The 26,412-nt window shown below is 62.4% G+C and carries 26 protein-coding genes and 1 tRNA gene; 9 read left to right on the forward strand and 18 right to left on the reverse strand.

The annotated features are described in order from the left end of the window. Positions 1-113: 113 nt before the first annotated feature. The 12 genes from nuoF to rpsO all read right to left on the reverse strand — a co-directional run bounded on the left by nuoF (position 114) and on the right by rpsO (position 10,806). Entirely contained in the window at positions 114-1,442 is a 1,329-nt protein-coding gene (nuoF, locus tag BTO02_RS14345) for an NADH-quinone oxidoreductase subunit NuoF (RefSeq protein ID WP_075157599.1), read from the reverse strand. Then, positions 1,439-1,924 carry an NADH-quinone oxidoreductase subunit NuoE gene (gene nuoE / locus BTO02_RS14350; protein WP_075157600.1) on the reverse strand — a complete coding sequence of 162 codons (486 nt, stop codon included), beginning with the start codon at positions 1,922-1,924 and terminating at the stop codon, positions 1,439-1,441. The genes nuoF and nuoE overlap by 4 nt, the downstream gene beginning before the upstream one ends. A gap of 146 nt (positions 1,925-2,070) precedes the next feature. After that, the gene (locus tag BTO02_RS14355; protein WP_075157601.1) at positions 2,071-3,324 is read right to left on the reverse strand and encodes an NADH-quinone oxidoreductase subunit D; all 1,254 of its coding nucleotides are present in this window, start codon (positions 3,322-3,324) and stop codon (positions 2,071-2,073) included. 9 nt (positions 3,325-3,333) lie between these two features. Beyond that, entirely contained in the window at positions 3,334-3,936 is a 603-nt protein-coding gene (locus BTO02_RS14360) for an NADH-quinone oxidoreductase subunit C (RefSeq protein WP_075157602.1), read from the reverse strand. 21 nt (positions 3,937-3,957) lie between these two features. Next, positions 3,958-4,437: a NuoB/complex I 20 kDa subunit family protein gene (locus tag BTO02_RS14365; RefSeq protein ID WP_006052903.1), complete on the reverse strand. Its 480-nt coding sequence runs from the start codon at positions 4,435-4,437 to the stop codon at positions 3,958-3,960. Between the two features lie 61 nt (positions 4,438-4,498). Continuing rightward, on the reverse strand, positions 4,499-4,858 hold the full coding sequence (locus BTO02_RS14370; protein ID WP_075157603.1) for an NADH-quinone oxidoreductase subunit A: 360 nt from the start codon (positions 4,856-4,858) through the stop codon (positions 4,499-4,501). A gap of 177 nt (positions 4,859-5,035) precedes the next feature. Beyond that, positions 5,036-5,120, reverse strand: a tRNA-Leu gene (locus BTO02_RS14375). 112 nt (positions 5,121-5,232) lie between these two features. Beyond that, positions 5,233-5,679 carry a preprotein translocase subunit SecG gene (gene secG / locus BTO02_RS14380; protein WP_075157604.1) on the reverse strand — a complete coding sequence of 149 codons (447 nt, stop codon included), beginning with the start codon at positions 5,677-5,679 and terminating at the stop codon, positions 5,233-5,235. Positions 5,680-5,760: 81 nt separating this feature from the next. Next, a complete protein-coding gene (gene tpiA, locus BTO02_RS14385) occupies positions 5,761-6,537 on the reverse strand; it encodes a triose-phosphate isomerase (protein ID WP_075157605.1) in 777 nt (258 codons plus the stop codon). 294 nt (positions 6,538-6,831) lie between these two features. After that, on the reverse strand, positions 6,832-7,848 hold the full coding sequence (locus tag BTO02_RS14390) for an NAD(P)H-quinone oxidoreductase (protein WP_075157606.1): 1,017 nt from the start codon (positions 7,846-7,848) through the stop codon (positions 6,832-6,834). Positions 7,849-8,002: 154 nt separating this feature from the next. Continuing rightward, positions 8,003-10,144, reverse strand: coding sequence for a polyribonucleotide nucleotidyltransferase (gene pnp, locus BTO02_RS14395; protein ID WP_075157607.1), 2,142 nt, complete (start codon positions 10,142-10,144; stop codon positions 8,003-8,005). Between the two features lie 392 nt (positions 10,145-10,536). Beyond that, complete coding sequence (rpsO, locus tag BTO02_RS14400; protein ID WP_075157608.1) at positions 10,537-10,806, reverse strand: 30S ribosomal protein S15; 270 nt, start codon at positions 10,804-10,806, stop codon at positions 10,537-10,539. Positions 10,807-11,154: 348 nt separating this feature from the next. Here rpsO and BTO02_RS14405 point away from each other — a divergent pair, with 348 nt between their 5' ends. Then, entirely contained in the window at positions 11,155-11,700 is a 546-nt protein-coding gene (locus BTO02_RS14405) for a hypothetical protein (protein ID WP_075157609.1), read from the forward strand. Between the two features lie 96 nt (positions 11,701-11,796). Here the strand turns inward: BTO02_RS14405 and BTO02_RS14410 are convergent, their stop codons facing one another. The 6 genes from BTO02_RS14410 to BTO02_RS14435 all read right to left on the reverse strand — a co-directional run bounded on the left by BTO02_RS14410 (position 11,797) and on the right by BTO02_RS14435 (position 19,043). Continuing rightward, positions 11,797-13,341, reverse strand: coding sequence for a 2-isopropylmalate synthase (locus tag BTO02_RS14410; RefSeq protein ID WP_075157610.1), 1,545 nt, complete (start codon positions 13,339-13,341; stop codon positions 11,797-11,799). Between the two features lie 499 nt (positions 13,342-13,840). Then, positions 13,841-14,722 (reverse strand): CDP-diacylglycerol--serine O-phosphatidyltransferase, encoded by an 882-nt coding sequence (pssA, locus tag BTO02_RS14415; protein WP_075157611.1) that lies wholly within the window; start codon positions 14,720-14,722, stop codon positions 13,841-13,843. Between the two features lie 20 nt (positions 14,723-14,742). After that, complete coding sequence (locus tag BTO02_RS14420; protein WP_075157612.1) at positions 14,743-15,381, reverse strand: phosphatidylserine decarboxylase; 639 nt, start codon at positions 15,379-15,381, stop codon at positions 14,743-14,745. A 169-nt stretch (positions 15,382-15,550) separates the two neighbouring features. Next, on the reverse strand, positions 15,551-16,567 hold the full coding sequence (ilvC, locus tag BTO02_RS14425) for a ketol-acid reductoisomerase (RefSeq protein WP_075157613.1): 1,017 nt from the start codon (positions 16,565-16,567) through the stop codon (positions 15,551-15,553). A 96-nt stretch (positions 16,568-16,663) separates the two neighbouring features. Beyond that, positions 16,664-17,155: an acetolactate synthase small subunit gene (ilvN, locus tag BTO02_RS14430; protein ID WP_075157614.1), complete on the reverse strand. Its 492-nt coding sequence runs from the start codon at positions 17,153-17,155 to the stop codon at positions 16,664-16,666. Between the two features lie 124 nt (positions 17,156-17,279). Then, positions 17,280-19,043 (reverse strand): acetolactate synthase 3 catalytic subunit, encoded by a 1,764-nt coding sequence (locus BTO02_RS14435; RefSeq protein ID WP_075157615.1) that lies wholly within the window; start codon positions 19,041-19,043, stop codon positions 17,280-17,282. 474 nt (positions 19,044-19,517) lie between these two features. Here BTO02_RS14435 and BTO02_RS14440 point away from each other — a divergent pair, with 474 nt between their 5' ends. From BTO02_RS14440 to BTO02_RS14475, 8 genes are all read left to right on the forward strand, one after another. After that, entirely contained in the window at positions 19,518-20,081 is a 564-nt protein-coding gene (locus tag BTO02_RS14440) for an RNA polymerase sigma factor (RefSeq protein ID WP_075157616.1), read from the forward strand. Beyond that, positions 20,078-20,503: a DUF3619 family protein gene (locus tag BTO02_RS14445; RefSeq protein ID WP_075157617.1), complete on the forward strand. Its 426-nt coding sequence runs from the start codon at positions 20,078-20,080 to the stop codon at positions 20,501-20,503. Before BTO02_RS14440 ends, BTO02_RS14445 begins: the two co-directional genes overlap by 4 nt. Positions 20,504-20,521: 18 nt before the next feature. After that, entirely contained in the window at positions 20,522-21,343 is an 822-nt protein-coding gene (locus BTO02_RS14450; RefSeq protein WP_075157618.1) for a DUF3106 domain-containing protein, read from the forward strand. Positions 21,344-21,532: 189 nt separating this feature from the next. Then, positions 21,533-22,132, forward strand: a complete 600-nt coding sequence (locus BTO02_RS14455; protein ID WP_083615127.1) for an RDD family protein — start codon at positions 21,533-21,535, stop codon at positions 22,130-22,132. A gap of 298 nt (positions 22,133-22,430) precedes the next feature. Beyond that, positions 22,431-23,372 (forward strand): UDP-2,3-diacylglucosamine diphosphatase, encoded by a 942-nt coding sequence (locus tag BTO02_RS14460; RefSeq protein WP_075157619.1) that lies wholly within the window; start codon positions 22,431-22,433, stop codon positions 23,370-23,372. A gap of 117 nt (positions 23,373-23,489) precedes the next feature. Beyond that, positions 23,490-24,524, forward strand: a complete 1,035-nt coding sequence (locus tag BTO02_RS14465; RefSeq protein WP_075157620.1) for a glycosyltransferase family 4 protein — start codon at positions 23,490-23,492, stop codon at positions 24,522-24,524. 34 nt (positions 24,525-24,558) lie between these two features. Next, positions 24,559-25,302 (forward strand): diacylglycerol kinase, encoded by a 744-nt coding sequence (locus BTO02_RS34320; RefSeq protein WP_075157621.1) that lies wholly within the window; start codon positions 24,559-24,561, stop codon positions 25,300-25,302. 279 nt (positions 25,303-25,581) lie between these two features. After that, entirely contained in the window at positions 25,582-26,376 is a 795-nt protein-coding gene (locus BTO02_RS14475; protein ID WP_232243366.1) for a TetR/AcrR family transcriptional regulator, read from the forward strand. Positions 26,377-26,412 lie beyond the last annotated feature (36 nt).

Below are 26,412 nucleotides of genomic sequence, written 5' to 3' on the forward strand. Positions count from 1 at the left end.
TCAATCTTCCTTAACCTGATACCGCTCAATCGTTCGCCCCGTTCATCGCGCCGGGCGCACGCCGTGTAGACGAGGCGCACCGCGGTGAATCTGCATTCGACGTTCTGCTTCTTCTACGCCGCGACCGTTTCCGACACCGCCGCCGCCCCGGCATGGCCACCGACGAGGCAGCGCTTGTTGGCGACGTGATACTCGAATTCGTCCCAGTAATGCTTCAGCATGCCGCGCACCGGCATCGCAGCCGCATCGCCGAGCGCGCAGATCGTGCGGCCCATGATGTTTTCGGCAACCGAGTTGAGCAGGTCGAGATCTTCCTTGCGGCCAAGGCCATGCTCGATACGATGCACGACGCGGTAGAGCCAGCCGGTGCCTTCGCGACACGGCGTGCATTGGCCGCATGACTCTTCGTAATAGAAGTACGACAGGCGCAGCAGCGAGCGCACCATGCAGCGTGTCTCGTCCATCACGATCACCGCGCCCGAACCGAGCATCGATCCGGCTTTCGCGATCGAATCGTAGTCCATGTCGGTCTGCATCATGATGTCGCCCGGGATCACCGGCGCCGACGAGCCGCCCGGGATCACCGCCTTGATCTTCTTGCCGCCGCGCATGCCGCCGGCGAGTTCCATCAGCGTCGCGAACGGCGTGCCGAGCGGCACTTCATAGTTGCCAGGACGCTCGACGTCGCCCGACACCGAGAAGATCTTCGTGCCGCCGTTGTTCGGCTTGCCGATCTCCAGATAGGTTTGCGGACCGACCTCGAGCAGGAACGGCACCGCGGCGAACGTTTCGGTGTTGTTGATCGTGGTCGGCTTGCCGTAGACGCCAAAGCTCGCGGGGAACGGCGGCTTGAAGCGCGGCTGGCCTTTCTTGCCTTCGAGCGACTCGAGCAGCGCCGTTTCCTCGCCGCAGATATACGCGCCGTAACCGTGGTGCGCATGCAGCTGGAACGAAAAGCCCGAACCCATGATGTTGTCGCCGAGGAAGCCCGCGCGGCGAGCCTCTTCGAGCGCCTCTTCGAAGCGCAGATATTCGGCGAAGATTTCGCCGTGAATGTAGTTGTAGCCGACCGTGATGCCCATCGCATACGCGCCGATCGCCATGCCTTCGATCAACGCATGCGGATTCCAGCGCAGGATGTCGCGGTCCTTGAACGTGCCCGGTTCGCCTTCGTCCGAGTTGCAGACGAGGTACTTCTGCCCCGGAAACTGGCGCGGCATGAAGCTCCATTTGAGCCCGGTCGGGAAGCCCGCACCGCCGCGGCCGCGCAAGCCCGATGCCTTCACATCGGCAATCACCTGCTCCGGCGGGATTTTTTCTTCCAGGATGCGGCGCAGCTGCTTGTAGCCGCCACGCGCGACGTAATCTTCGAGATGCCAGTTCTCGCCGTTCAGACCGGCGAGAATCAGCGGCTTGATGTGACGATCGTGTAAAGACGTCATTTCGAAAGTTCCTCGAGCAGCTGGTCGATCTTCTCGCGGCTCATGAAGCTGCACATACGATGGTTGTTCACGAGCATCACCGGTGCGTCGCCGCACGCGCCCATGCACTCACCCTCTTTAAGCGTGAACTTGCCGTCCGCGGTGGTTTCGCCGAAGTCGATGCCGAGCTTCTGCTTCAGATATTCGGCGGCGCTTTCCGAGCCGCCGTCCGGGCCGAGCTGACACGGCAGGTTCGTGCAGAGCGTGATCTTGTGTTTGCCGACCGGCGACGTTTCGAACATCGTGTAGAACGTCGCGACTTCCTGCACGGCAACAGCCGGCATGCCGAGATAGTCGGCGACGTACTGCATCAGATCGGGCGACAGCCAGCCATGTTCGTCTTGCGCAACGGCCAGCGCCGCCATCACGGCGGATTGTTTCTGATCGGCGGGGTACTTCGTGAGCGCACGATCGATTTCTTTCAGGCCTTCAGCTGAGATCATTTTCAGACACGACTCTTTCAATTCCTACCGAACGAAAACCTGTCGCTCACTGCATGATGCGACAGACCCGGCGTTCCTTGCTTGCCCCTTGCCTCGCGCCGCGCTGGCACGGCCTTCTCGCGCGGACGGGCCTCGATGAAAACGCTTTAGCGATCCACTTCGCCGAACACGATGTCCTGCGTGCCGATGATCGTGACCGCATCGGCGATCATGTGGCCGCGCGCCATTTCGTCGAGCGCGGACAGATGCGCGTAGCCCGGCGCGCGAATCTTCAGGCGATAAGGCTTGTTCGCGCCATCCGAAATCAGATAGATGCCGAACTCGCCCTTCGGATGCTCGACCGCCGCATACGATTCGCCTTCAGGCACATGGAAGCCCTCGGTAAAGAGCTTGAAATGGTGGATCAGCTCTTCCATGTTCGACTTCATCCCGACGCGCGACGGCGGCGCAACCTTGTGATTGTCGATCATCACGGGGCCGGGATTCTTGCGAAGCCAATCAATACACTGCTTCGCGATACGCGTCGATTGACGCATTTCTTCGACGCGCACGAGATAGCGGTCGTAGCAGTCGCCATTCACGCCAACCGGAATGTCGAAATCGAGCTGATCGTACACCTCGTAAGGCTGCTTCTTGCGCAGGTCCCACTCGATGCCCGAGCCGCGCAGCATCGCGCCGGTCAGACCCAGTTGCAGCGCGCGTTCGGGGCTCACGACACCGATGCCCACGAGACGCTGCTTCCAGATCCGGTTGTCGGTCAGCAGCGTTTCATACTCGTCGACACACTTCGGGAACCGGTTGAAGAAATCTTCGATGAAGTCGAGCAGCGAACCCTGGCGGCTCTCGTTCATTTTCGACAGCGCCTTCGCATTGCGGATTTTCGACGCCTTGTATTGCGGCATCGCGTCGGGCAGATCGCGATAGACACCGCCCGGACGATAGTACGCAGCATGCATACGCGCGCCCGACACCGCTTCGTACACGTCCATCAGGTCTTCGCGCTCGCGGAACGCATACAGAAACACGGCCATCGCGCCGACGTCGAGCGCGTGCGCACCGATCCACATCAGGTGGTTCAGCACGCGCGTGACTTCGTCGAACAGCACGCGGATGTATTTCGCGCGAATCGGCACATCGATGCCGAGCAGCTTTTCGATCGCGAGCACATAACCGTGTTCGTTCACCATCATCGACACATAGTCGAGACGGTCCATATACGGCACGGACTGGATAAACGTCTTGTTTTCGGCGAGCTTTTCGGTCGCACGATGCAGCAGGCCGATATGCGGATCGGCGCGCTGGATCACTTCGCCGTCGAGCTCGAGCACGAGACGCAGCACGCCGTGCGCTGCCGGGTGCTGCGGGCCGAAGTTGAGCGTGTAGTTCTTGATCTCTGCCATGGCGTTCTCTTAATGTTTCAGACCGCCATAGCGATCTTCGCGGATCACGCGCGGCGTGATTTCACGCGGCTCGATCGTCACCGGCTGATAGACGACGCGCTTCTCTTCCGGGTCGTAACGCATTTCGACGTAACCGGAGACCGGGAAATCCTTGCGGAACGGGTGACCGATGAAGCCGTAGTCGGTCAGGATGCGGCGCAGGTCCGGATGGCCTTCGAAGACGATGCCGTACAGGTCGAACGCTTCGCGCTCATACCAGTTCGCCGAATTCCACACGTCGACGACCGACGGAACGATCGGCAGATCGTCGTCCGGCGCGAATACGCGCACGCGCACGCGCCAGTTGTTTGCAATGGAGAGCAGATGCAGTACCGCGGCAAAACGCGGGCCTTCGTAAGCGCCGTCGCCATACGTCTGGTAATCGACGCCGCACAGATCGATCAGCTGTTCGAACTTCAGCGATGTGTCGTCGCGCAGACGCTTCACCACGTCGAGGTATTCGCTCGCCTTCACGACGATCGTCAGTTCACCGATCGATTCCGTGATGCTCGACAGGCGGCCGCCAAAGGCCGCCTCGAGATTCGCTTTGAGGGTCTCGAGTTTGCTTGCCATATTGTGGGGAGGCTTGGGCCTTTATTGACGGGCGATGGTGTTGGTGCGGCGGATCTTTGCCTGTAGCTGGATCACGCCATAGACGAGCGCCTCGGCCGTCGGCGGACAGCCCGGCACGTAGACGTCGACCGGCACGATACGATCGCAGCCACGTACGACCGAGTACGAGTAGTGGTAGTAGCCACCCCCGTTCGCGCACGAGCCCATCGAAATCACCCAGCGCGGCTCGGCCATCTGGTCGTATACCTTGCGCAGCGCCGGCGCCATCTTGTTGCACAGCGTGCCGGCGACGATCATCACGTCCGACTGACGCGGACTCGGACGAAACACAACGCCGAAACGGTCGAGGTCGTAGCGGGCCGCGCCCGCATGCATCATCTCGACCGCGCAACACGCGAGACCGAACGTCATCGGCCACAGCGAGCCGGTGCGCGTCCAGTTGATCAGTTTGTCAGCCGTCGTGGTGACAAACCCTTCCTTCAAGACCCCTTCGATACTCATTTGCTTTCCACTCCAGACGGGCAGCTAGCATAGGCCGCCCTGAAACCGGCAATTGGACCCGTCATTCCCAGTCGAGACCGCCTTTCTTCCAGATATAGGCGAAGCCCAGCAGGAATTCGAGCAGAAAAATCATCATCGAAATGAAGCCCGGCCAGCCGATATCGCGCAGCGCAACGCCCCACGGAAACAGGAACGCGGTTTCAAGATCGAAAATGATGAACAGGATGGCGACAAGGTAGTAGCGCACGTCGAACTTCATGCGCGCATCTTCGAACGCTTCGAAGCCGCATTCGTACGGCGCGTTCTTTTCGCTGTCGGGCCGGCTGGGACCGAGGATCTTGCCGATACTGACCAGTGCTACGCCTAAACCGGTACCCACGAGGAGGAACAACAATACGGGGAAATAGGCTGCGAGGTTCAAGACTATCCTCAATCGGTTGGTTCTAACAAACCATATGCCGGGAGCGGACCCCTCCCCCGACGCGAATCACTTCGGCCTGCTTGCTGTTGTAAGCGTATGGCAAGCAGCTCACTAGAAGTGAAAATGCCAGCCGAAGCGAAGCAAGCGGCTGGCATTAGGATAACGTCTAGATAACATTGGTGCCGACGGCGAGACTCGAACTCGCACAGCTTTCGCCACTACCCCCTCAAGATAGCGTGTCTACCAATTTCACCACGTCGGCACTGTCTGCAATCCGGGAAATCAACTTATAAAAGCCGCGAATCGCTTCAAGACTTGAATTGTAACTGGTTTAAACAGTTTGTTCAACGCACAAAAGCAGGCTAAACGAAAATTTATTTCGGCACATCCTGACCCGGCGCCGACGATGCAGGCGCAGCAGCCGCAGCACCTGAAGACGCACCTGAACCACCCGGAGCAACCGCATTCGTTGCAGTAGAAACCGACGCGGGCGCAGCGGCCGATGCGGGCCCGGATGCCGGTGTGGCAGCAGGCGCGCTTGTCGTTGCCGCGGTACCAAGGACACCTGCCGAAGGCTTCGCGTGATACGCACCGAGATAAGTCAGCGCAAGCGTCGTGACAAAGAAGATCGCGGCGAGCACCGCCGTCGAACGGGACAGGAAGTTCGCCGAACCGGTTGCGCCAAACAGGCTGCCCGATGCGCCGCTACCGAACGCCGCGCCCATGTCCGCGCCCTTGCCATGCTGCAACAGCACGAGGCCAATAATGCCAAGCGCCGACAACAGCTGCACGACGATGATCAATGTTTTCAAATACAGCATCACACTCACCCGAGTCTTTATTTAAAGGCGCAACGTAAAAGCACGCTGCGCGCAACAATCGAATTACCGCAACGATCGAATCTACCGCACCGCATTCGCCGCGACCGCCGCCTCGCAGATCGCAAGGAAATCGGTATGTTTCAGCGATGCACCGCCAATCAGGCCGCCATCGATGTCCTGCTGGCGAAACAGTTGTTCCGCGTTTTCCGGTTTCACACTACCGCCATACAACAGCGCAACACCCGCTGCCTGGCCCTTTGCTGCAATCCGCGCACGCAGAAATGCATGCACCGCTTGCGCCTGTTCGGCCGTCGCGGTCTTGCCGGTTCCGATGGCCCAGACGGGTTCGTAAGCGACTACGATGCGCGATACCTGATCGGACGACAGCTTCGCGAGCACGGCATCGATCTGCATGCCGATGACGTTTTCGGTTTCGCCAGCTTCGCGTTGCTCGAGCGTTTCTCCGACACACACAATCGGCGTCAGGCCCGCTTCGAGCGCACGCAGCGCTTTCGTCGCCACGAGCTCAGCACTCTCGAGATGGTAAGCGCGCCGTTCCGAGTGACCAACAATCGCATACGACGCACCGAACTCTACCGCCATTTCCGCCGCGACTTCACCGGTGAACGCGCCTTGCTCGTGCGCGGAGATATCCTGCACTCCCCACGCCACCCGGCTGCCATTGAGCAGCGCCTGCGCCTGCGCGAGATACGGACACGGCACGCAAACGCCGATGCCTACCTCATCCGGCAAGCCGCCCGCGCCTTGCGAGACCGCCTGCAGCAGCAGCTTGTTGTCGGCAAGGCGGCCATGCATTTTCCAGTTGCCGACTACCAGTTTCGCTCGTTGTTTCGCCATCGTCTTGCCCGTTGCCCCGATGTCATGAATGGTGGACCAACTCCGCTTCGTCGTTCGCCCCGTCGTTCGCCCCGGTTCCTTGAACCACGATGCTGTCTGGCTGCAACCCTGGCTTCGACCTGACTGCAACCCACACTCGCCGCACGCGCAAAACACGCGATTTTACTTTGCGCGGCACAGACGGGTCAAACGGGGAGCAAATTGAGCGGCAGCACATTGCCGCGCCGTCTCGCGACAACCGGTGCGGTCACGGCGCGATGCCCGCCGCGCGGCCACCCGTGCCTCACGTCTCGATCAGCTGTCCGCGCCCCAATTCAGCACGATCTTGCCGACGTGAGTGCTGCTTTCCATCAGCTCATGAGCTTGCGCGGCCTCGCGGGCCGGAAACACGCGATGCACGACCGGCTTGATGGTCCCGTCTTCGAGATGCGGCCACACACGCTCCTTGAGCTGCGCGGCGATCTTCGCCTTGAATTCGACAGGCCGCGGACGCAGCGTCGAACCCGTGATGGTGAGCCGGCGGCGCATGACGTCGCTCAGGTTCACTTCCGCCTTCGCGCCGCCCAGCAGCGCGATGATCGCGACGCGGCCGCCATCGGCGAGCGCCTTCAGTTCGCGCGCGATATAGCTGCCCGCGACCATGTCGAGAATCACGTCGACGCCGCGGTCGTTCGTCAGTGATTTCACCACTTCGACGAAGTCTTCGGTCTTGTAGTTGATCGCGCGCTCGGCGCCGAGCGCTTCGCACGCGCGGCATTTGTCGTCGGAACCCGCGGTCGCGAATACGCGAAAGCCGAGCGCATGGGCGATCTGGATCGCCGTCACGCCGATGCCGCTCGAGCCGCCTTGCACGAGAAACGTCTCGTTCGCGCCGCCTTCGCCCTTGCCCAGTTGCGCGCGGTCGAACACGTTGCTCCAGACCGTAAAGAACGTTTCCGGCAGCGACGCGGCTTCGATGTCGGTCAGTCCCTTCGGCACCGGCAGACACTGCGCGAGCGGCACTGCGGCAAATTCCGCATAACCGCCGCCCGCGAGCAGCCCGCATACGCGATCGCCCATCTTGAGGCCGAACGGATTGTGCTTTGCGTCGATCGTGCCGCCGACGATCTCACCGGCCACCTCGAGCCCCGGCAGATCGGACGCGCCCGGCGGCGGCGCATACGAACCCTTGCGCTGGAACACGTCGGGCCGGTTCACGCCGGACGCAGCCACCTTGACCAGCACTTCGCCCGCTTTCACTTCCGGCATCGGACGCTCGGCAAGCTTCAATACTTCCGGCGCGCCGAACTCGGTAATTTCGATCGCTTTCATCGCTGTCGTCTCCAAAGGTGGGGATTGCGCTGAAAACTGCGGGAACAATTGCGGCAACGACTGCGGCAACAGCTGCGGGTTCGCAATGCAATCCACCCTACATGAAAAACGGCCGGCGCGCATTCACGCTGCCGGCCGTCTGTTCGAGCCTCGCTTACTGCGGGGTCGATTCGGGTTGCGTCGCGGCGCCGTCGTTCAGCAGCGCCTTTGCCGACAACCGCACGCGGCCCTTTTCATCCGTCTGGATGACCTTGACCTTCACCTGCTGGCCTTCCTTCAGATAGTCGTTGATGTCCTTGATGCGCTCGTTCGCGATCTCGGAGATATGCAGCAGACCGTCCTTGCCCGGCAGGATATTCACGATCGCGCCGAAGTCGAGCAGCTTGAGCACCGTGCCTTCGTAGATCTGGCCGACTTCGACTTCCATCGTGATGTTTTCGATGCGTTTCTTCGCTTCGGCCATGCCTTCCGCGCTCGTGCTCGCGATCGTCACGACGCCGTCGTCGGAGATGTCGATCGTCGTGCCCGTTTCTTCGGTCAGCGCGCGGATCACCGAGCCGCCCTTGCCGATCACGTCGCGAATCTTTTCCGGATTGATCTTGATCGTGATCATGCGCGGGGCGAACTCGGACAGTTGCGTGTTCGCGCCCGACACGGCCGAGGTCATCTTGCCAAGGATATGCATGCGGCCTTCCTTCGCCTGGGCGAGCGCGACCTGCATGATTTCCTTCGTGATGCCCTGGATCTTGATGTCCATCTGCAGCGCGGTCACGCCGTCGGCGGTACCGGCCACCTTGAAGTCCATGTCGCCGAGATGATCTTCGTCGCCGAGGATGTCGGTCAACACCGCGAACTTGTTGCCTTCGAGGATCAGGCCCATCGCGATGCCGGCGACGTGCGCCTTCATCGGCACGCCGGCGTCCATCAGCGCGAGACAGCCGCCGCACACCGACGCCATCGACGACGAACCGTTCGACTCGGTGATTTCCGACACGACGCGAATCGAATAGCCGAATTCGTCGGCGCTCGGCAGGCACGCGACGAGCGCGCGCTTGGCCAGACGCCCGTGGCCGATTTCGCGGCGCTTCGGCGACCCGACGCGGCCCGTTTCGCCGGTCGCGAACGGCGGCATGTTGTAGTGGAGCATGAAGCGGTCGCGGTATTCGCCTTCGAGCGCGTCGATGATCTGCTCGTCGCCCTTCGTGCCGAGCGTCGCGACGACGAGCGCCTGCGTTTCGCCGCGCGTGAAGAGCGCCGAACCGTGCGTGCGCGGCAGCACGCCCGTGCGGATCTCGATCGGACGCACGGTGCGCGTATCGCGGCCGTCGATGCGCGGCTCGCCGTTCAGGATTTGCGAACGGACGATCTTCGCTTCGATATCGAACAGCACATTGCCGACCGTCGCCTTATCGGCCGCAACGCCGCCCGTTGCGAGCGCTTCTGCTTCGAGCTTCGCCGACGTCGCTGCGTAGACTTCCTTCAGCTTCGCCGAACGCGCCTGCTTGTCACGCGTTTGATAAGCGGAAAGCAGTTCGTTGTAAGCGATTTCGTTGACGCGCGCGATCAGCGCTTCGTTCTTCGGCGCCGGCTGCCAGTCCCACTCGGGCTTGCCGCCTTCGCGCACGAGTTCGTGGATCGCGTCGATCGCCGTTTGCATCTGCTCGTGGCCGAACACGACCGCGCCGAGCATCACGTCTTCGGGCAGTTGGTCCGCTTCGGATTCGACCATCAGCACGGCACGCTCGGTACCGGCGACGACGAGGTCCAGACGCGATTCCTTGATCTGCGAGCGCGTCGGGTTCAGCACGTATTCGTTGTTGATGTACGCGACACGCGCGGCGCCGACCGGGCCGTTGAACGGCAGGCCCGACACCGCGAGCGCAGCCGATGCGCCGATCAGCGCGGGGATGTCGGCCGGCACGTCCGGGTTGATCGACATCACGTGGATGACGACCTGCACTTCGTTATAGAAGCCTTCCGGGAAAAGCGGACGCAGCGGACGATCGATGAGGCGCGAGATCAGCGTTTCGCCTTCCGACGGACGGCCTTCGCGGCGGAAGAAACCGCCCGGAATCTTGCCTGCCGAGTAGGTCTTTTCGATGTAGTCGACCGTCAGCGGAAAGAAATCCTGGCCCGGCTTGGCGGTCTTCGCACCGACGACGGTGGCGAGCACGACCGTATCTTCGACGTCAACGAGCACGGCACCGCTCGCCTGGCGGGCGATTTCGCCCGTCTCGAGGCGAACCGTATGCTGCCCCCACTTAAATTCTTTGACGATCTTGTTAAACATAGACATTTGTCCTCCATTGATCTTTTCGTCAAGCCGTACACGCCAATGCGCGACGGCTACGCTTGAGCCGGTGCCGCAGGGGAAGAGGAGTGTTATGCCATTCCAGAGGGCCGCGCGGCGTGCGCGAACCGCTGGAATGACACAGCGCTCTTCCCTGAAGCCCGGCTGATTGCTGTTGCTCTTGCCTTGCTATTGCTTTCTGATCTTGCCTGCTTCTTGCCTGCTATCGGTTGCCTGCTATTGGAACCGACAGATCGGAACTGCCAGGAGCCGCCCGCGAGGCCTGAATGCGCACGGAATTTCGATTGATACGGCGACCCGTTTTGCGCACCGTTCAAAAACAAAATGCCTGCATCAGCGGAACTGACACAGGCACTTTGCTGAAAAGAACGACCCGCTTACTTACGCAGACCCAGCTTCTCGATCAGCGAACGATAACGATCGGCGTCCTTGCCCTTCAGGTAGTCGAGCAGCTTGCGACGGCGGCTCACCATGCGCAGCAGACCGCGGCGGCTGTGATGGTCTTTCGTGTGGGCCTTGAAGTGAGCCGTCAGCTCGTTGATGCGCGACGTGAGCAGTGCGACCTGCACTTCGGGGGAGCCGGTGTCGTTGGCGCCGCGAGCGAATTGCGCGACGACGTCGGATTTTTTGATTTCAGCAACAGTCATTTGATTTCCTTTGATTCAACAGGCGGTCACGGAAGAAGAGCCGTGCCGTGGGTTACAGCGAAACCGCTGGATTCTACGCTACAACGTGGCATACGAAAACCATGCGCCTGCTGCATTGGCCATGTCATCGCACTTGCCATGGCATTTGCCATGTTTTGCAACGAGGCGCGTATTGTAGCACAGCCCGAAAGCCCGGCGAATCGTGGTCTTTCGGACAGGTCGGACACCGCAGCCGCGTGCTCGCCCCGCCGAATTGCTATGCGGTTTGAAAATCTTTCGCCGCATCACATGTCAAAATGATGCCTGTCCGCGATAGAAATTATCGTGAAAACGCATCTGGAGAGATTCATGTTCAATCGCCTTTCAACAGCATACGCAGCGATTGCGCGGTACGCGCGCGGCCGGCGCATGCTGGTTGCCTGCGTCGGCACGCTCGCGCTGGCAGGCTGCGCGCAACCGTGGCAGGGCTATCAGCCAGGCGCCGACCAGTCGACGGTGCTCTCGCGCCTCGGGCCGCCACGCGAAGTCTACGATCTGCCCAACGGCGGCAAACGGCTCATGTGGCCGACGCAGCCGATGGGCGAATACACGACAGCCGCCGACATCGACGCAAACGGCAAGATTGTCAGCGTGCGCCAGGTGCTGCAGCCGAGCGAATTCTATCGCGCGGAAATCGGCAAATGGACGCGCGCCGACGTGCTCGTCAACTTCGGCCGCCCCGAGGAAACCTCGTATTTTCCGCTGATGAAGCGTGAGGTGTGGACCTACCGGTATTACGAGGACAACGTCTGGTACATGCTGTACAGCTTCTATTTCGACGATCAGGGCATCCTGCGGCTCACGCAGAAGACGCCCGATCCGCTGCACGACCCGGACCGCCGCAGCCTGTTCTGAGCGCACGCGGCGCTGGCATGAAAAACCCCGTGCGGACTTTGGAGTCCACACGGGGTTTCGTTTTTACCGCTGGCGCGATAACGCCGGCGTCAGTGCTTACGAGCGCTGTGGATTGAGCTTGTCCACACCGGTGTAAAGGCGGTTCAGCGCCGCGATATATGCCTTCGCCGAAGCCGCGACGATATCGGGATCGGTGCCGACGCCGTTGACCACTCGCCCGGCCTTCGACAACCGCACGGTCACCTCGCCCTGCGCCTGCGTGCCGGTCGTAATCGCGTTCACCGAATACAGCAGGAATTCCGCGCCGCTGCCGACTTCGCTTTCGATCGCGTTCATCGTCGCGTCGACGGGACCATTGCCGCGCGCTTCGGCCGTGACCTCCTTGCCTTCGACCGAGAACACGATCCGCGCATGCGGCTGCTCACCCGTCTCCGAGCGCTGCGAGAGCGACACGAACTTGTAATGCTCCTTCTCCTGCGCTTCGGCCGATTCCTCGGTGACGATCGCGATGATGTCCTCGTCGAAAATTTCGGCTTTGCGGTCGGCGAGTTCCTTGAAGCGCGAGAACGCGGTGTTGAGTTCGGCTTCGCTGTCGAGCGAAATGCCCAGTTCCTGCAGACGCTGCTTGAACGCATTGCGGCCCGAGAGCTTGCCGAGCACGATCTTGTTCGCGGTCCAGCCCACATCTTCCGCGCGCATGATTTCGTAGGTATCGCGCGCCTTCAGCACGCCGTCCTGGTGAATACCCGACGCATGCGCAAAGGCGTTCGCGCCGACCACCGCCTTGTTCGGCTGCACGACGAAACCGGTGATTTGCGACACGAGCTTCGAGGTCGGCACGATCTGCGTCGTATCGAGGCCGACGTCGAGGCTGAAATAGTCCTTGCGCGTTTTCACGGCCATGACGATTTCTTCGAGCGACGTATTGCCCGCGCGCTCGCCGAGACCGTTGATCGTGCACTCGACCTGACGCGCCCCGCCGATCTGCACGCCGGCCAGCGAATTGGCGACCGCCATGCCGAGATCGTTATGGCAGTGCACGGAAAACACGGCCTTGTCCGAGTTCGGAATGCGCTCGCGCAGCGTCTTCACGAGATTGCCGTAGAGCTCCGGTACGCCGTAGCCGACCGTGTCCGCGATATTGATGGTCGTCGCGCCTTCGGCGATCACCGCTTCGAGCACGCGGCACAGGAAGTCCATATCCGAGCGGCTGCCGTCTTCGGGCGAGAACTCGACGTCGTTCGTGAATTTGCGCGCGAAGCGCACCGCGAGTTTCGCCTGCTCGAACACCTGCTCCGGCGTCATCCGCAACTTCTTTTCCATGTGCAGCGGCGACGTCGCGATAAACGTATGGATGCGGAAATGATCGGCGGGCTTCAACGCGTCGGCGGCGCGCTGAATGTCTTTGTCGTTCGCGCGGGCGAGCGAGCAGACGGTGCTGTCCTTGATTGTCGACGCAATCGTCTGGATCGCATCGAAGTCGCCGTTCGAGCTTGCCGCAAAGCCGGCTTCGATCACGTCCACCTTCATCCGCTCGAGCTGCTTCGCGATACGGATTTTCTCTTCCTTCGTCATCGACGCGCCGGGCGACTGCTCGCCGTCACGCAACGTCGTGTCGAAAATGATCAGCTTGTCTGCCATCTCAGGTCTCCTGGGGATCCGGTCAATTCAAATCGAAAAGGAATACGGGTGTTTGCGCCACCGGCTGGCGACGCTAACAGGAGACGAGGCAGACGGGAGGCGAAAACGATCAGCGCGACAGGCGCGCCGAAGCTAGCGAGCGTAGTAGCGCGCCGGCTTGAAGAGTCAGGAAGGGGAACTTGGAAAGTGCCATGCCAGCGACTATAGCGAGATTCATCGATTCGCGCAATTCACGATAACGGCCGGCGCGACCGCTCCACAGCCGCTTGTTCGACGGTCGACACGGCGCGCGCCATATGGCGTAACGGTCCCCCGGCAACGTGCAGCAGGCGGCAATAGGCGCAGGCAAACGCGGCGATTGAAAAGCAGAATCAAGCGGAAAGAAGCAGAAACGGCTGCTTTGGCGCGGCGGGCGCGTCGCACCCGCCCTGAGCTCAAAGGCAGCCGTCGACCATGACCGCGTGACGGGCGTCGCAGCCGATCACAGCGGCGCCGACGGCTACGGCTGCCGCTGCGAAGAACGCGCGGGATTGCTACGGCCGCGCAGCGTTTGGTACCCCCAGAACACATAGCCCGAGAGGCCATACAGCACGAACAGTCCGAACAGCATGAGCGGCGGATCGGACGACACGAGCACGAACAGCATCACAATCAGAAGCGTCGCCGCGAACGGCACGCGATGCCGGATATCGAGCGCCTTGCCGCTATAAAACGGCGCGTTCGACACCATCGTCACGCCCGCGTAGATCGTCAGTGCGAACGCGACCCACGGCAGCCAGCCAAGCTTGAGCGGCACGCGGTTGTCGGTGGCGAGCCAGACGAAGCCCGCGATCAGCGCGGCCGCAGCCGGGCTCGGCATGCCCTGGAAAAAGCGCTTGTCGACAACGCCGATATTCGTGTTGAAGCGCGCGAGCCGCAGCGCCGCGCCCGAGCAGTAGACGAACGCCGCGAGCCACCCCCAGCGTCCAAGGTCTTTCAGCACCCATTCGTACATGACCAGCGCCGGCGCCACGCCGAACGACACCATGTCGGACAGGCTGTCGAACTGCTCGCCGAACGCGCTTTGCGTATGCGTGATACGCGCGACGCGCCCGTCCATTCCATCGAGCACCATCGCGACGAAGATCGCGATCGCCGCGACTTCGAAACGCACGTTCATCGCCTGCACGACCGCGAAGAAGCCGCAGAAGAGCGCCGCGGTGGTGAATGCATTCGGCAGCAGGTAAATGCCGCGCTTGCGCAGGAATTGCTGACGCGCGGCGCGCCGGCTGTCGATTACGACCGGCACGGGGTCGCCCGTCGGCTTGTTGCGGCGGAACGGTCTGATCGGCCGCGGTTGCGGTGCGGCGCTGCTGCGTGGTCGACGCGGTTTCAGGGCCATCGGAGTCTCCGTGAGCCGCTTTATAGTTCGGCCAGAATGGTTGACGAGGCCGATACCTTCTCGCCGATCGTCACGCGCGGACGGCTGCCCATCGGCAGGTACACGTCGACGCGCGAACCGAAGCGGATAAAGCCGTAGCGCTGGCCTCGCGTAAGCGGCTCTCCCGCACGGACGTAGCAAAGAATGCGCCGCGCGATGAGTCCGGCGATCTGCACCGACGTCACTGTCGCCCCGCTTGCCGTTTCGATGACGATCGCATTGCGCTCGTTTTCGAGCGACGCTTTGTCGACGGCGGCATTCAGATACGAGCCCGGAAAGTATTCGACCTTCTGGATCGCGCCATCGACCGGCGAGCGCTGCGAATGCACGTTGAACACATTCATGAACACGCTGATCTTCAGCGCCTCGCGCTTCGCATACGGGTCATGCGCGGTCTCGACAGCGACGATACGACCGTCGGCCGGGCACAGCACTGCGTTCGGCTGCGTCGGAATGGGCCTCGCCGGATCGCGGAAGAATTGAACGACGAAAATGACGAGCAGCCAGAAAAGCCACGCAATGCCGAACCCGAGGAAGGCATGGACCAACAGCGCGACGACAACGGCGATTCCGATAAACGGCCAGCCTTCGCGTGCGATGATCGGGTGAGGGTAATTCATGGATGGCTTCAGTGTTTTCGTAAAACCGTAGGATAGCAAAAGCCGCCCAGGGTTCAGCACGCTGGACGGCTTGGAGGGACGGCGCAGCGCAACGGCTGCGCCCGACATGGCATACGCTGGCGGAATGACCCCGGAGAAAAGCCCCGGGGAAACAACCGCACCGCCGGTCTTAGTTTTTCGACTGGTCGACGAGCTTGTTCTTCGCGATCCACGGCATCATCGCGCGCAGCTTCGCACCGACCTGCTCGATCTGGTGCTCGGCCGTCAGACGGCGGCGCGATTGCAGCGTCGGCGCGCCGGCGCGGTTTTCGATGATGAAGCTCTTCGCGTATTCGCCCGTCTGGATGTCTTTCAGCACGTCCTTCATCACCTTCTTCGTTTCGTCGGTGATGATGCGCGGGCCCGTCACGTACTCGCCGTACTCGGCGTTGTTCGAGATCGAGTAGTTCATGTTCGCGATGCCGCCTTCGTAGATCAGGTCGACGATCAGCTTCAGTTCATGCAGGCACTCGAAGTACGCCATTTCCGGCGCGTAACCGGCCTCGACCAGCGTCTCGAAGCCGGCCTTGATCAGATCGACCGTGCCGCCGCACAGCACGGCCTGTTCGCCGAACAGGTCGGTTTCGGTTTCTTCGCGGAAGTTCGTCTCGATGATGCCGGCACGGCCGCCGCCGTTCGCCGCCGCATACGACAGCGCGATATCGCGCGCCGCGCCCGATTTGTCCTGCGCAACCGCGACGAGGTGCGGCACGCCGCCGCCTTGCGTGTACGTGCTACGCACCGTGTGACCCGGCGCCTTCGGCGCGATCATGATCACGTCGAGGTCCGCACGCGGAATCACCTGGCCGTAGTGCACGTTGAAGCCGTGTGCGAACGCGAGCGCGGCGCCCTGCTTCGCATTGGCGTGCACTTCGTTCCTGTACACCTCGGCGATCTGCTCGTCGGGCAGCAGCATCATGACGACGTCGGCGCCCTTTACCGCCTCGGCCACTTCCTTCACGGCGAGGCCCGCGTTCTCAGCCTTGCTCCACGAAGCGCCGCCCTTGCGAAGACCGACGGTCACCTTCACGCCGCTTTCTTTCAGGTTCAGCGCGTGCGCATGGCCCTGCGAGCCGTAACCGATGATCGTGACCTGCTTGCCTTTGATGAGGGAGAGGTCGGCGTCCTTGTCGTAGAAAACTTTCATGTCTGTTCCTTGGCGATATACGGTGAATTCAAATGTTGCGTTTTACTGCGCGGCCGAGCGCGCGGTTGGCGCGCCCGGCCATGATCGATGGCGTCGTCAAACCTTGAGGATACGCTCGCCGCGCCCGATGCCCGAACCGCCCGTGCGGACCGTTTCGAGAATCGCGGTCGCATCGATTCCTTCGATAAACGCGTCGAGCTTGTCGCTCGCGCCCGTCAGCTCGATCGTGTAGGTCTTTTCGGTGACGTCGATGATGCGGCCGCGGAAAATGTCCGACATCCGCTTCATCTCTTCACGCTCCTTGCCGACCGCGCGCACCTTGATCAGCATCAGCTCGCGCTCGATGTGGGCGCCCTCGGTCAGGTCGACCACTTTCACCACCTCGATCAGGCGGTTCAGATGCTTCGTGATCTGCTCGATCACGTCGTCCGAGCCAATGGAAACGATGGTCATGCGCGACAGCGAACGGTCTTCGGTCGGCGCCACCGTCAAGGTTTCGATGTTGTAGCCGCGTGCCGAGAAGAGCCCGACGACGCGCGACAACGCGCCCGGTTCGTTTTCGAGCAGCACGGAAATGATGTGTCTCATGATCGCTTCTTCCAGATATCCAAGTATCGATTTATCCGCACCGGCCGCGCCGCTCCGCCTGCATTGCGCCTTTTGTGAAGGCGCGCATGGCGAAGCCAACGCTCAGTGACAAAAGCCGGCGCCGTTATAGATCTTCCGCACCGAGCAGCATCTCCGTGATGCCCTTGCCGGCCTGTACCATCGGCCAGACGTTCTCGGTAGGATCGGTCTGGAAGTCGAGAAATACCGTGCGATCCTTCAGACGCAGCGCTTCCTTCAGCGCGCCTTCCACATCCGACGTTTTCTCGATGCGCATGCCGACATGGCCATACGCTTCGGCAAGCTTCACGAAATCGGGCAGCGCATCCATGTACGAATGCGAATAGCGCTTGCTGTATTCGATCTGCTGCCACTGGCGCACCATGCCCAGATAGCGGTTGTTCAGCGAAATGATCTTGACCGGCGTGTCGTACTGCTTGCACGTCGACAGTTCCTGGATGCACATCTGGATCGAGCCTTCGCCCGTGATGCACACGACTTCATCGTCCGGATGCGCGATCTTCACGCCCATCGCGGCCGGCAGACCGAAGCCCATCGTGCCGAGGCCGCCCGAGTTGATCCAGCGGCGCGGCTTGTTGAAGCGGTAGAACTGCGCGGCCCACATCTGATGCTGGCCGACGTCCGAGCAGACAAACGCGTTGCCGTCGGTCAGTTCCCAGAGCTTCTCGACCACATATTGCGGCTTGATGATTTCGCTCTTGCGGTCGTACTTGAGGCAGTCTTTCGAACGCCAGCCTTCGATGTCCTTCCACCACGCGGCAAGCGCTTCGGTATCCGGGCCGTGGTCGGCCGTCTGCAGCTGTTCGATCAGTTCCTTCAGCACTTCCTTCACGTCGCCGACGATCGGGATGTCGACCTTCACGCGCTTCGAAATGGATGAAGGATCGATGTCGATATGAATGATCTTGCGCGGCCGCGACGCGAAGTGCGCCGGATCGCCGATCACGCGGTCGTCGAAACGCGCACCGATTGCGATCAGCACGTCGCAGTGCTGCATCGCCATATTCGCTTCGTACGTGCCGTGCATGCCGAGCATGCCGACGAATTTCTTGTCGCTCGCGCGATAGCCGCCGAGACCCATCAGCGTATTCGTGACCGGGTAGCCGAGCAGATCGACGAACTGGTTCAGTTCGCGCGCCGCGTCCGCGAGGATGATGCCGCCGCCGGTGTAGATATACGGGCGCTTCGCCGTCAGCAACAGCGACACCGCCTTGCGGATCTGGCCCGAGTGGCCTTTCGTGACCGGGTTATACGAGCGCAACGCGACGGCTTTGATCGGCTCGTAGTGGCAAGGCGCTTTCGAGACGTCTTTCGGAATGTCGATCAGCACCGGACCGGGCCGGCCGGTACGCGCGATATAGAACGCTTTCTTGACGGTGGCGGCCAGTTCGCGCACATCCTTCACGAGGAAGTTGTGCTTCACGCAAGGCCGCGTGATGCCGACCGTATCGCACTCCTGGAACGCATCCTGGCCGATTGCCGCAGTGGGCACCTGGCCGGTGATGATCACCATCGGGATCGAATCCATGTACGCGGTGGCGATGCCGGTAACCGCGTTCGTGACGCCAGGGCCCGACGTGACGAGGCAGACGCCGACCTTGCCGGTCGAGCGCGAATAGGCGTCGGCGGCGTGAACCGCGGCCTGCTCGTGGCGCACGAGCACGTGCTGGAATTTGTCCTGCTTGTAGAGCTCGTCGTAGATGTAGAGTACCGAGCCGCCAGGATAGCCCCAGACAAACTCGACGTCTTCGTCGGCCAGCGCGCGCATGAGCACGGTGGCGCCGATCGAGTCAGCTTCGGGATGGGGAGTGGTATCCGACGTGGAGAATTCCGCGCTGGGCATATTCATCGTTCACCTTTCGAATTTTCGGCAAAAAATTGATCGGGTGCTCTCTGCCGGGCTTGTGGCTCGGGTTCAAGCGGCGCGTCCAGTTTGACCGGCGGACTTCTTGGGCCCGCCTCAAATGAGACTAGTCACTTTATGTTGCGAACCAGCGACAATAGCGTTAAGCGGCGTTTCGGTCAAGAAAATATTTCCGCGCCGGGGATGCATCCGGCATTACGTTCATGCTCCGCAATTGTGCCGCGCTAACCGCTTGCTTCGCGCGTCCCGGCCTGCGCTTACTGCCTGTTTTTCCAACGTTTTTCTCCCAAACGTTTGCGACGCGGTTTGCACGAGGCTGCCCGATTTCTCCCGGCCGGCGCCGATTTTTGTTAGCATCCGCGAGTTTTACGACATTTTTCGGCCGTTGCTTCACGTGTACCCAGCCGGCTTTTTCTCACCGTTTCCAGCGCACGCGCCCGCTTCGCCCACTCAGCACGGATGGCATCAGACAAAGAACTCGCCGATTTTCTGGCGGGCGTCGAAAGGCGCGCGTTCAAGCAGACGGTGTACGCCGTGCGGGACGACGACGCTGCACTCGACATCGTGCAGGACGCCATGATCAAGCTCGCCGAGAAGTACGGCGACCGTCCTCCGCCTGAGCTTCCACTTTTGTTTCAGCGTATTCTTCAGAATGCGACGCACGATTATTTTCGTCGCCAGAAGGTGCGCAACACGTGGGTGAGTCTCTTCTCGTCGCTCGCCAACTCGGACGACGACGAATTCGACCCGCTCGAGACCATCGATGTTCAGGACGGCGCGCCCGGCGCGGAAAGCGGCGAAGAGCGCCTTGCGCGCGAGCAGATTCTGCAGTTGATCGACGACGAAATCCAACGGTTGCCGGCACGTCAACGGGAGGCGTTTCTGATGCGTTACTGGGAAGATATGGATGTCGCCGAGACTGCCGCCGCGATGGGCTGCTCCGAAGGCAGTGTGAAGACCCACTGCTCGCGAGCCACCCATACGCTGGCCCAGGCGCTCAAGGCCAAAGGAATCACGCTATGAGCCCCGCTCACGATAAGGAAATCGAGTTCGCGTGGCAGGTGCGGCGCGCCCTCGACGAAAGCGCCGCCCGCATCCCGCCCGCCACGGTCGACCGGCTCGCCGCCGCGCGCCGCACCGCGCTCGCGCGCAAGAAGCCGGAAGCCGTGCGCGCGCCGGCCTTCGTGCCGGTGCTCGTGCCGGCTCCGGCGGGCGTCATGCCGGCCACCGGCCCGGCGCCGCGCCGCGCGTCGAAACTGCGCCGCTTCGCGCTCGCATGGCCGATCGCCGCGCTCGTCGTCAGCCTCGTGGCGATCGCGTACTGGGAAGACCAGCAGCGCACCGCCGAGCTGGCCGATATCGACGCCGCGATGCTCAGCGACGACCTTCCGCTTTCCGCCTACCTCGATCACGGTTTCAACGCGTATCTGTCGCATGCGCGGTAGGACTGGGAGAAGCGACGGGTGAATTACAAGCGCGGCCTTGCCGTTGTCTCCGGATGTGTGATCGCCGCCGTGGTTGCGTTCGCCGCCACCTATCCGCGCTTTCATGCGCCGGCGCCCGTGCATGCCGCGGCCGGCACGCCCGCCAGCGCGACGCCTGTCGCGCCGAAGCCCGCGGCGCCCGCGCTCGCGGTCGAGATTCCCGGCTTGCGGAACAACGGCCCGCTTGCGTGGGCACGGCTCACGAATGCCGAGCATATCGCGCTCGCGCCTTTCGCCACGCAGTGGGATTCGTTCAGCGACGAGCGCAAGCGCAAATGGTTGAAGATTGCGGCGCGCTACCCGAAGATGACGGCCGAAGCGCAAAAGCGCCTGCACGAGCAGATGACCGAGTGGGTCAGGATGACGCCCGAGCAGCGCCGCATCGCGCGCGAGAACTATCAGATTTCGAAGGGGCTGTCGCGCGAAACGCGGCAGAACGCCTGGAAAGCCTATCAGTTGCTGCCGGAAGAACAGAAGGAACGACTCGCGGCGAGCGAGCATAGGCGGCGGCCGACTGTCGTCAGCGCGCCGCCGTCCGGCAAGAGGGAACTCAAGGACATCAACCGGCTCGTCAACGGCAAGGAACGCCCCGCAAGCGGCGCAGCCGGCAAACCCGCGCCGGGCGCTTCAGGCGTGTCGGGCGTGCCAGGCGCGGGCGGCGCACCGGCCGCTCTCGCGTCGACGGCGGTCGCCGCATCGCAGCCGGTCCTGCCCGCGATCCCGTCCGCCGCGAGCTTCGTGCCGGCGACGCCCACGCCGGTTTCGCCGGCCGATGCGCCGGCCGCGTTCCACGGCTCGTAAGCGGCCGGCAACGTGCCATGGCGGCGGCCGCCGCATAGGCGCGGCGCACACGGCGCACACGATGCGTGCGCGCCTCCGGGCATCTCCGTTTTCTGGGTCTTTTCCCTGATTCACGCTGCGGGACTTTTCCGTGATGCTCGCGGCTGATGCTGGCCTCGATCCTCCTCTGGTGCGCGCCGACCCGATTCGATGAAACCATCCGCTTCCGCTCCGAACGCCGCGCTTGCTTCGGCCGACTTGCCGCCTGAACCCGCGATCAGTCGGCAGACGCCGCCGGAACCGAAAACAGGCGCGGACACGCCATCGCCCGCACCGGCCCCCACCGTCCGCCGCCGCCTTGCAACGCTCGTCTACGAAGGCGTGATCCTGTTCGGCATTGTGTTTATCGCCGGCTATCTGTTCAGCACGCTCACGCAGCAGCGCAACGGGCTCGTCCATCGCGACTGGCTTGCGGCGTGGATCGGCATCGTCGTCGGCGTGTATTTCGTCTGGTGCTGGACGCACGGCGGACAAACGCTGCCGATGAAAACATGGCGCCTGCGCGTCGTGCGCGCGAAAGACGGCGCACCGCTGTCGTGGCCGCGCGCGCTGGCGCGCTACGTGCTCGCATGGCTCTGGTTCCTGCCGCCGCTCGCGCTGCATCCGCTCTTCGAGCTCACGGTGCCGCACACGCTCGCCGTCGCGGGCCTCTGGTTTATTGCGTGGGCCGCTGTCGCACGGCTTTTCGCAGACCGTCAGTTTCTGCACGACCGGCTCGCGGGCACGCGCATCGAGTCGGTCACGCGCTGAGACGCCGGCGCCGTTCCACCGCGTGCCGCCCGGCAGCGGCAACGGCAACGATAGCGGCGCGTCGGGCACCACACGAGGCGCACGCGAGTCCGCAAGCGAATGCCAGTGCTGCAAGCCGCACCGCTTCGAGGCTTTTCCGCCACTGCGCACATTGCATCCGTGTGACCGCAACGGTGAGCCTCGCCGCTGTATCGCGCGCACCACACGTCGGGTTGCGTAAAAAGAAATTCTCGTGACTGTCACGGCTCCGTCATGACGCAACTGTGCAATGCGGGTACTGCAACCCGACGCGCGAGCCATGGACCCAAAAACGTCCGCGACTTCCCTGTTCCGCCAGACTGGCCCGAGCGTCGACCCCGTCGGCTTCGGGCCCAACAGCCCCTCTGCCGCTGCGATTCCTCTGCCTCCGATTTCCGCCATTCCCTCCTCCAGCGACGCACCGCACGACGACAATCCCGATGAAGTGCATCGCTACCGGACCATCTGGCTCTCGGATATTCACCTTGGATCGAACGGTTGTCAGGCATCCTACCTACTCGATTTTCTCCGGCATAACGAGTCGGAATACCTGTATCTCGTCGGCGACATCATCGACGGATGGCAGTTGAGGAAGGGCTGGTACTGGCCGCAGGCGCACAACGACGTCGTGCAGAAAATCCTGCGCAAGGCGCGCAAAGGCACGCAGGTGGTCTACGTGCCCGGCAATCACGACGAAGCCGCGCGCCAGTTCTGCGATCTTGCATTCGGCGATATCCACGTGCGCGGCGAAGCGTTCCACACGACGCTCGCGGGCCAGCGGTTGTGGATCGTGCACGGCGACCTGTTCGACGGCGTGATCCAGCATGCGAAGTGGCTCGCCTATCTCGGCGACACGCTCTACACGCTGATTCTCGTGCTGAACCGCTGGTTCAACCGCATCCGCAGCAAGCTCGGCTTCCAGTACTGGTCGCTGTCGCAGTACCTCAAGCATCAGGTGAAGAACGCCGTGAATTTCATCTCGTCGTTCGAACGCGTGATGACCGACGAAGCGCGTCGCCGCGGCTGCGACGGCGTCGTCTGCGGCCATATTCACAAGGCCGAGATTCGCGATATCGACGGCGTGCTGTATTGCAACGACGGCGACTGGGTCGAAAGCCTCTCCGCGCTCGTCGAGACTTACGAAGGCGAACTGAAGGTCGTCTACTGGACCGTGATGCGCGCGCCGCCGGTCAGCGCGCAGAAGGCGCGCGCGACCGCGTAGTGCGCGCGAGCACGGCTCTCGCGCCGTTGCCCTGAGAGACATCGCAGGCACACAGCGCGAGAGCCATGCTCCCTCGTTTACCCGTCTGTCCCACTTCTTTCGACAAGGGCCACACCGATGAAGATCATGATCGTCACCGATGCATGGGAGCCGCAGGTCAATGGCGTGGTTCGCACGCTGAAGAACACGACGCGCGAACTGACCGCGCTCGGCCATCGCATCGAAATGCTCACGCCGCTCGAGTTCAAAACGATTCCGTGCCCGACCTATCCCGAGATTCGCCTGTCGCTGTTCCCGAAGCGCCATTTGCATCGTCGCATCGACGAATTCGCGCCCGACGCGCTGCATATCGCGACCGAAGGCCCGCTCGGACTCGCGGCGCGCGCCTATGCGATCAAACACAAGCTGCCATTCACGACCGCCTACCACACGCGCTTTCCCGAGTATGTCCAGGCGCGCTTCGGCGTGCCGCTCGCGTGGACGTATCGCTTCCTGCACTGGTTCCACAAGGCATCGCTCGCGGTGATGGCACCGACGCCGGTCGTGAAATCGGACCTCGAAAAATTCGGCTTCACGAACGTCGTGCTGTGGACGCGCGGCGTCGATCTCGACATCTTTCATCAGATGGACTCGAAGGTGCTCAATACCGCGCGGCCGATCTTTCTGTACGTCGGGCGCGTCGCCGTCGAGAAGAACGTCGAGGCGTTTCTGAAGATCGATCTGCCCGGTTCGAAATGGGTCGCCGGCGAAGGCCCCGCGCTCGCCGAACTGAAATCGCGCTATCCCGAAGTCAATTATCTCGGCGTGCTGTCGCAGCCCGAACTCGCGAAAGTCTATGCGGCCGCCGACGTATTCGTGTTCCCGAGCCGCACCGACACGTTCGGCCTCGTGCTGCTCGAGGCGCTCGCCTGCGGCACGCCGGTCGCCGCCTATCCGGTGACGGGCCCGATCGACGTGCTCGGCGATGGCGGCGCGGGCGCGATGAACGAGGACCTGCGCGAAGCGTGCCTCGATGCGCTGAAGATCGACCGCGACCACGCGCGCGCATGGGCCGAGCGTTTCTCGTGGGCTGCGGCCTCCGAGCAATTCGCCGCGCACCTGAAACCGCTGCCGCGCACCGCGTATCCGCGTGAAGAAAGCGCCGCCGCATAACGCGCGGCTCACGCGAGCCAACCGGTCACTTCCCATGCGAGCCAGACACCCGCATTTGCTGCGCGCTTCGCAACGCGCGCAGCACGATGACGAAGCGCATAGCGCCGGCGACGATCCGTTCGCCGACATCCACGAACACGAACACGGCCGCGACGAACGCGCCGCGCATCGCGAGCCTGCGCAGAACGGAACCGCCACGCACGCTTTCGACGAGCGCGCGCGCATCGAGCGCACCGCGGCGGCCGACCCGGCGAGCATGCGCTATGCTGGGCATCCGACCACGCCGAGGAAGCCCGCGATGCATTCCGAGCCGTCCCCGCGCCGCGAGTCCGACGCGCACGAACCGCTTGGCCCCGACGATCCGCTCGCGCCCCTGCCTTTCAATCCGTACAAGGGCAACCGCGGCCTCACGCGCGCATGGCATGCGATGAAGAATTCGCTTGCCGGCTTTCGCGTTGCGATTCGCGAGGAAAGCGCATTTCGTCAGGAACTGACGCTCGCGGCGATTCTCGTGCCGTGCGGTCTCGCCGTGCCCGTCGATCCGGTCTCGCGCGTGCTGCTGCTCGGCTCGGTGCTGCTCGTGCTGATCGTCGAACTGCTGAATTCGAGCGTCGAAGCCGCGATCGACCGCATCTCGCTCGAGCGTCACGAACTGTCGCGGCGCGCGAAGGATCTCGGCAGCGCGGCCGTGATGGTCGCGCTCTTCATGTGCGTGATGACGTGGGCGCTGATCGTCGGCCCGCTGATCGCGCGGTGGATCGGCGTGCTGTTTCACTGAAAAACGGCGAGCGCGCCGCGAAGCCGTTCGCTGCCGCTTGCCTTCGCATGCGTTCACTTGCCTTATCTCGCGGCGCGCTGCCTGATGCGTCGCTTCGCCGCCACGTTCGTCTCGGGTAAAACCCTGACCGCCCGGTCGGGGATTCGAACGGTCGGTTTATAATCTTCAAATAATCTCAGCGAACGCTGATCGGACGTTTACACCTGCACCGGGCGGACGCGCCGCAGTCGCATGCGGCTTTTTCGTGTCGGCCCGGTCATTATCTGAGGGCAGGACGACATGGAAGCCAAACCTCCCCGTCGCACGCGCGAACGGATACTCGAACTGTCTTTGAAGCTCTTCAACGAGATCGGCGAGCCGAACGTCACGACCACGACCATCGCCGAAGAGATGGAGATCAGCCCCGGCAATCTGTACTACCACTTCCGCAACAAAGACGACATCATCAACAGCATCTTCGGCCAGTTCGAGCAGGAGATCGAAAAGCGGCTGCGCCTGCCCGACGACCATCGCGTGACGATCGACGAGATGTGGTCGTATCTGCAGTACATGGTCGAATTCACGTGGCGCTATCGCTTTCTCTACCGCGATCTCAACGATCTGCTCGCGCGCAACCGTATGCTCGAGATGCACTTCAAGCAGATCATCAGCCACAAGGTGCGTTTCGCGAGCCAGTTCTGCGAGCAGCTCGTCGAAGACGGCGAGATGGTCGCGACACCCGACGAACTGCGCGTGATCACGACCAACATCGGCGTGATCGGCACGTACTGGCTGTCGTATCAGTTCGTCATGAATCCGCGCAAGTACAATGACCCGGAGTCGATCCGCGCGGACCTGCATCAGGTCAGCGTGCAGATCGTGTCGGTAATGGCCCCGTATCTGCGCGGCCGCTCGCGCCAGCTATTCGACGATCTCGTGTCGGGCAAGCTGCCGAAGCGCGAGTTCTACGACTACCTGCCGCCGCGCGATGCGGCGCCGTCGGCATCGGCGGCTGCGCCGGTTGCCGCGTCGGCCAACGGTGCTGCCGCAGCGGGCACGGAAGTCGCGCGCGAACGCAGTACGGTCAAACCTTGAGTGCGCATCGCACGCATCCTGAAGCAGGAAGTCCAC

This window comes from Paraburkholderia sp. SOS3 (assembly GCF_001922345.1).
Lineage (GTDB): Bacteria > Pseudomonadota > Gammaproteobacteria > Burkholderiales > Burkholderiaceae > Paraburkholderia.

Excerpts from the sequence above, each read along its gene's own strand:
- nuoF (WP_075157599.1), bottom strand. The coding sequence starts at position 1,442 with ATGACGTCTTTACACGATCGTCACATCAAGCCGCTGATTCTCGCCGGT.
- nuoE (WP_075157600.1), bottom strand. The coding sequence starts at position 1,924 with ATGATCTCAGCTGAAGGCCTGAAAGAAATCGATCGTGCGCTCACGAAG.
- BTO02_RS14355 (WP_075157601.1), bottom strand. The coding sequence starts at position 3,324 with ATGGCAGAGATCAAGAACTACACGCTCAACTTCGGCCCGCAGCACCCG.
- BTO02_RS14360 (WP_075157602.1), bottom strand. The coding sequence starts at position 3,936 with ATGGCAAGCAAACTCGAGACCCTCAAAGCGAATCTCGAGGCGGCCTTT.
- BTO02_RS14365 (WP_006052903.1), bottom strand. The coding sequence starts at position 4,437 with ATGAGTATCGAAGGGGTCTTGAAGGAAGGGTTTGTCACCACGACGGCT.
- secG (WP_075157604.1), bottom strand. The coding sequence starts at position 5,679 with ATGCTGTATTTGAAAACATTGATCATCGTCGTGCAGCTGTTGTCGGCG.
- tpiA (WP_075157605.1), bottom strand. The coding sequence starts at position 6,537 with ATGGCGAAACAACGAGCGAAACTGGTAGTCGGCAACTGGAAAATGCAT.
- BTO02_RS14390 (WP_075157606.1), bottom strand. The coding sequence starts at position 7,848 with ATGAAAGCGATCGAAATTACCGAGTTCGGCGCGCCGGAAGTATTGAAG.
- pnp (WP_075157607.1), bottom strand. The coding sequence starts at position 10,144 with ATGTCTATGTTTAACAAGATCGTCAAAGAATTTAAGTGGGGGCAGCAT.
- rpsO (WP_075157608.1), bottom strand. The coding sequence starts at position 10,806 with ATGACTGTTGCTGAAATCAAAAAATCCGACGTCGTCGCGCAATTCGCT.
- BTO02_RS14405 (WP_075157609.1), top strand. The coding sequence starts at position 11,155 with ATGTTCAATCGCCTTTCAACAGCATACGCAGCGATTGCGCGGTACGCG.
- BTO02_RS14410 (WP_075157610.1), bottom strand. The coding sequence starts at position 13,341 with ATGGCAGACAAGCTGATCATTTTCGACACGACGTTGCGTGACGGCGAG.
- pssA (WP_075157611.1), bottom strand. The coding sequence starts at position 14,722 with ATGGCCCTGAAACCGCGTCGACCACGCAGCAGCGCCGCACCGCAACCG.
- BTO02_RS14420 (WP_075157612.1), bottom strand. The coding sequence starts at position 15,381 with ATGAATTACCCTCACCCGATCATCGCACGCGAAGGCTGGCCGTTTATC.
- ilvC (WP_075157613.1), bottom strand. The coding sequence starts at position 16,567 with ATGAAAGTTTTCTACGACAAGGACGCCGACCTCTCCCTCATCAAAGGC.
- ilvN (WP_075157614.1), bottom strand. The coding sequence starts at position 17,155 with ATGAGACACATCATTTCCGTGCTGCTCGAAAACGAACCGGGCGCGTTG.
- BTO02_RS14435 (WP_075157615.1), bottom strand. The coding sequence starts at position 19,043 with ATGAATATGCCCAGCGCGGAATTCTCCACGTCGGATACCACTCCCCAT.
- BTO02_RS14440 (WP_075157616.1), top strand. The coding sequence starts at position 19,518 with ATGGCATCAGACAAAGAACTCGCCGATTTTCTGGCGGGCGTCGAAAGG.
- BTO02_RS14445 (WP_075157617.1), top strand. The coding sequence starts at position 20,078 with ATGAGCCCCGCTCACGATAAGGAAATCGAGTTCGCGTGGCAGGTGCGG.
- BTO02_RS14455 (WP_083615127.1), top strand. The coding sequence starts at position 21,533 with ATGAAACCATCCGCTTCCGCTCCGAACGCCGCGCTTGCTTCGGCCGAC.
- BTO02_RS14460 (WP_075157619.1), top strand. The coding sequence starts at position 22,431 with ATGGACCCAAAAACGTCCGCGACTTCCCTGTTCCGCCAGACTGGCCCG.
- BTO02_RS14465 (WP_075157620.1), top strand. The coding sequence starts at position 23,490 with ATGAAGATCATGATCGTCACCGATGCATGGGAGCCGCAGGTCAATGGC.
- BTO02_RS34320 (WP_075157621.1), top strand. The coding sequence starts at position 24,559 with ATGCGAGCCAGACACCCGCATTTGCTGCGCGCTTCGCAACGCGCGCAG.
- BTO02_RS14475 (WP_232243366.1), top strand. The coding sequence starts at position 25,582 with ATGGAAGCCAAACCTCCCCGTCGCACGCGCGAACGGATACTCGAACTG.